Origin of the sequence: Curtobacterium sp. B8 (assembly GCF_000333315.1) — a bacterium.
GTDB lineage: Bacteria > Actinomycetota > Actinomycetes > Actinomycetales > Microbacteriaceae > Curtobacterium > Curtobacterium luteum.
Genome location: NZ_BACW01000662.1, coordinates 1 through 3,152, shown reverse-complemented (window position 1 = coordinate 3,152; position 3,152 = coordinate 1). Strand labels below are relative to the sequence as shown.

Sequence of the window (3,152 nt, the reverse complement as noted above, 5' to 3'; positions counted from 1 at the left end):
GATCGCTCGCCTCGGCGCCGACGCCGCGAAGCCCGGCCGCGCGACGTACCGCAAGCTCACCCGCGACTGATCCGTGGCGGTCCTGCACGCTCCGGTCCGCATGCGGTGGAGCGACATCGACGCGTACGGGCACGTCAACAACTCCGCGATGCTGCGCCTCCTCGAGGAGGCGCGCATCGTGGCGTTCTGGGGTGCCGACCCGGACGAGGTCGACGCCGACGGGTCCGTCCCCGAGCCGATCATCGACGGTCGTCCGGGTTCGGGCACGATGACGGTCATCGCGGCCCAGCGCCTCGAGTACCTGGCGTCGATCCCGTACTTCCGGCAGCCGCTCGACATTCGGCTGTGGATCGGCCGGATCGGCGGCGCGAGCATCGACGTCTCGTACGAGGTGTGGTCGCCGGTCGGGCAGCAGCCCGCGGAGCTCTACACACGGGCGACGACGGCCCTCGTGATGGTCGACGCCGCCACGAACCGGCCGCGGCGGCTCACCGAGGCCGAGCGTGCCGCGTGCGAGGCGTACATCGAGCCGCCCGTGCGCTTCTCACGCCCCTGACCGGCGCGCGCCGTCGGACCGACGCGCGGAGCGCTACCCGCTACCGCGGGACGCGCATCATCCCCTCCTGCGCGACGCTCGCGAGCAGCCGACCGTCCCGCGAGAACATCCGACCGAACGCGAGTCCCCGGCCGCCCTGCGCGCTCGGGGACTCCTGCGTGTAGAGCACCCAGTCGTCCGCCCGGCCGTCGCGGTGCCACCACATCGCGTGGTCGAGGCTCGCGCTCTTGACCCCGGGCGTGCCCCACGCGACCCCGTGTCGGCGCATCACCGGCTCGAGGATCGACAGGTCGCTGGCGTACCCGAGCACGGCCCGGTGCAGGGCCGGGTCGGCCGGCAGGTCACCGTCCACCCGGAACCACACGGCCTGGTGGGGGAGCCGTTCCCCCTGCACGTCCACGAACACCGGACCCTCGACGTGCCGGAGGTCGATCGAGCGTTCCGCCCAGGCCCGCGCGACCGGGTGGTCGATCGCGGAGAGGATCGAGGCCGCCGACGGGAGGTCCTCGGGCGCCGGGGTGTCGACCGGGTACGGGTCCTGGTGCTCGACGCCCTCGTCGGGACGCTGGAACGACGCGATCATCGAGAAGATCGGTTCCCCGCGCTGGTACGCCTGCACCCGCCGGGTCGCGAAGGACCGGCCGTCGTGGATCCGCTCGACGCCGAAGGTGATGGGCAGGTCGGTGTCACCCGGTCGCAGGAAGTACCCGTGCATCGAGTGGATGTCGCGGTCCTCGATGGTGGACTGTGCGGCGACGATGCACTGCGCGAGCACCTGCCCGCCGAACACCCGGCCGTTCGGCGACCAGTGGCTCGCCCCGGTCAGGATGGTCTCGCCGGTGCTCGCGCCCGTGTCGTCGAGCCGCAGGGTCCGTAGGAAGTCCGGTTCCGTCACCCGCCCATCCTACGAAGCGCTCCCGGCCGGCCCCGGTAGGATCCGAGGGACATGGGCATCACCTTCACGCTCCCCGACGCCGCTTCGCTCGGTGACCTCCGCACCTACCTCGGACGCGCCGCCCGGATCGAGGACGGCTCGGTGCGGCTCATCGCCGACTCCGGGGTCCTCGCGGTCTACACGGCGATCCTCTACCCCGTCGGGCTGCTCGACGAACTGCCCACGGTCCTCGGCCTCCGGACGTTCTCGCTCGCCGAGCCCGCGACGATCGACGCGGTCGTCCCGCTCGCTTCGCTGCAGGAGCGGCTCCGGCTGCTCGCCGAGGCCCAGGACGCCGAGCACGCCGAGGGAGCCGACCCGACGCGGGCGACCCCGATCGAGGTGGAACTCCCGCTCGAGGTCCACACCGTGACGTGGGCAGCCATCTCGCCGCCGCGCGGTGGCTGGGTGCCGCTGCCCGACGTGTCGGCCGAGTTGCTCCGCCGTGCGGCGAAGGCCGGCATCGCCGAGGTCGCCGAGGCGGTCCCGACGAACGCGGGCGAAGCGATCGTGCGCCGGGTCCGCTCCGAGGTCTGGGGCCGACCGATCCCGATGATCGAGCACCTGCCCGCGGGCGCCGGCTTCGCGGGGGAGAGCCTCGGCTTCCTCGGCCACGACCCGGTGCGCGTGTTCGAGACCGGTCCGTGGAGTCGCCTGACCACATCGCGCGGACACGTGCTGGTGAAGCGACGGGCCTGGTCGCTCAGCTCCTGACGGTCCGGCGGGCGCCCACGTGCGCGGAGGCCAGCAGGCTCCGAAGCCGGGGTGGTTGGCTTGGCGCATGCACGTCTTCCTCACCGGCGCGTCCGGCTACATCGGCTCCTCGGTCCTCCGCGCCCTCGTCGCCCACGGGCACGAGGTCACCGCGATCGTCCGCTCCGACGAGAAGGCCCAGCGGGTACGTGACGCCGGCGGACACGCGATCGTCGGTGACGTCACCGACGAGGAGATCGTCGAACGGCTCGCGCACGAGGCCGACGGGGTGGTCCACACCGCATCGGCCGAGTCGGTCGACCCGGCGTTCACCGCGACCGTCCTCCGGGCGCTCGAGGGCACCCCGAAGCCGTTCGTCCACACCGGTGGCATCTTCACCTTCGGTGACTCGACCGCCGTCTCGGAGCAGTCGCCGATCGACCCGCCCGCGCTGACCGCCTGGCGGGTCGCGAACGAGGCCGCGGTCCGGGCGAGCACCGCACGCACGACGATCGTGGCCCCGGGCATCGTGTACGGCCGCGGCGCCGGCATCCCCGCGATGTTCGTCGGTGACGGCGAACACGAGGTCCGGCTCATCGGCGACGGCTCGCAGCGCTGGACGACGGTGCACATCGACGACCTCGGCGAGCTCTACGTCCTCGCGCTGCACCGTGCGGAGCAGGACGGCTACGTCGTCGCCGCCACCGGGGACAACCCGACGCTCCGGGAGATCGCGGAGGCGGGTGCGCACGGTTCGCCGGTGGTCGCGGAGAGCGTCACCGAGTCGCGCGACCGCCTCGGTGCGGACTTCGCGGACGCGCTGCTGCTGCACCAGGAGGCCACGGGCGCGCATGCGCGCGCCGCGTTCGGGTGGAACCCGACCCGCCTGTCCCTGGTCGAGGACCTCACCGACGGCTCGTACGTGCGCTGAGCCGCCACCGGCGCGGTCGCGCCACGGACGGACTGGAG

At 73.0% G+C, this 3,152-nt stretch carries 4 protein-coding genes; 3 read left to right on the top strand and 1 reads right to left on the bottom strand.

Going from position 1 to position 3,152, the window contains the following annotated elements:
* The first annotated feature begins 100 nt into the window (after nucleotides 1–100).
* The gene (locus tag I59_RS17675; protein ID WP_031274465.1) at nucleotides 101–556 is read left to right on the top strand and encodes a thioesterase family protein; all 456 of its coding nucleotides are present in this window, start codon (nucleotides 101–103) and stop codon (nucleotides 554–556) included.
* 40 nt (nucleotides 557–596) lie between these two features.
* On the opposite strand, the gene I59_RS17670 is transcribed toward I59_RS17675, so the two are convergent.
* Nucleotides 597–1,451 carry an acyl-CoA thioesterase II gene (locus I59_RS17670; RefSeq protein ID WP_022905005.1) on the bottom strand — a complete coding sequence of 285 codons (855 nt, stop codon included), beginning with the start codon at nucleotides 1,449–1,451 and terminating at the stop codon, nucleotides 597–599.
* A gap of 51 nt (nucleotides 1,452–1,502) precedes the next feature.
* Here I59_RS17670 and I59_RS17665 point away from each other — a divergent pair, with 51 nt between their 5' ends.
* Together I59_RS17665 and I59_RS17660 are read left to right on the top strand one after the other, a co-directional pair.
* Nucleotides 1,503–2,204 carry a hypothetical protein gene (locus tag I59_RS17665; RefSeq protein WP_022905004.1) on the top strand — a complete coding sequence of 234 codons (702 nt, stop codon included), beginning with the start codon at nucleotides 1,503–1,505 and terminating at the stop codon, nucleotides 2,202–2,204.
* Nucleotides 2,205–2,271: 67 nt separating this feature from the next.
* Nucleotides 2,272–3,114 (top strand): NAD-dependent epimerase/dehydratase family protein, encoded by an 843-nt coding sequence (locus tag I59_RS17660; RefSeq protein ID WP_022905003.1) that lies wholly within the window; start codon nucleotides 2,272–2,274, stop codon nucleotides 3,112–3,114.
* The last annotated feature ends 38 nt before the right edge of the window (nucleotides 3,115–3,152 follow it).